Raw genomic sequence first — 1,019 nt, 5'->3', positions numbered from 1 at the left:
CTGCGCAGACCTCCACCTGCGGCCCTACTACGGTGACGAAGACGACGCAGACGCTCTCTACCACTCGGAAGCGAAGAGAGGAACTACTTCGTTCCACGCTTACGCGACACTTTACGCGCGTGTGAAGAACAAACGCTACACGCTGGCGGTGCGCCGTCTCGAAGACGGCGACACCGCCAGCAGCGTCCTCGCTGAGTTCTTCGGTGTTCTCGACGGCCTTGACACCGAGGTCAAGGCCGTCTACCTTGATCGCGGATTCTACGACAGCAAGTGTCTCACGCTGTTACAGGCGCACAACTACGCGTACGTGATCCCGATCATCCGGTGGGGAGAGACGATTCAGCAGGAACTCTCGGAAGGATGGAGTCGCGTCATCCAACACGACCTGACAGGGAAACTCGACGGTCATAGCTGGACCGTCGAGTTTCCCGTCTACATCGACTGTACGTACCTGAATGGACGGTATGACGAGAACGGCGTGGCGCGTCACGGCTACGCCGCTGACGCGCCGTTCATCGAGACTCCACGCGATGCTCGATACCACTATTCGAAACGCTTCGGTATCGAGTCGAGCTATCGCTTGTCCGAGCAAGCGATAGCGACGACAACGACACGAGACGCAACGGTGAGACTGCTGTACGTCGTGGTGAGTCTCCTCTTACAGAATGCGTGGCGATATCTCCACTACGAATACGTGGCGACGCCGCGCCGAGGCGGGCGTCGCCTCTGGTGGTGGCCATACAAGGAGTTCGTGAATATGGTTCGGCGGGCCGCGTGGACGGCCCTCGCGGTGCGTCGGGCCGTCCCCGCAAACCGGCCACCTGACGACCGGTTCTCCCGGTAGTCACTGACCGAGCAAGCGTTTTCGCAAGTGGCAACGCTGTCGCGTCGGCGGCTGAGCGCCGCCGACAGCGACAGCTCCTCGATCAATCCGTGTTGTTCAACCGCTATCGACGACTCATCACGGCAGAACAGGTAACTCAAGTCAGGCTAACCGGCGGTGCTTTGTGAGGTACTGA

At 60.1% G+C, this 1,019-nt stretch carries 1 protein-coding gene; it reads left to right on the top strand.

The features are described 5' to 3' along the window. Positions 1 to 844: ISH3 family transposase (locus DJ69_RS10990; RefSeq protein ID WP_099255646.1), on the top strand; the 844-nt coding region annotated here is incomplete at its 5' end. Positions 845 to 1,019: the final 175 nt, after the last annotated feature.

Origin of the sequence: Halorubrum persicum (assembly GCF_002727125.1) — an archaeon.
GTDB lineage: Archaea > Halobacteriota > Halobacteria > Halobacteriales > Haloferacaceae > Halorubrum > Halorubrum persicum.
The sequence above is the reverse complement of the archived record's forward strand: the minus strand, read 5'-3'. Positions and strand labels throughout refer to the sequence as shown.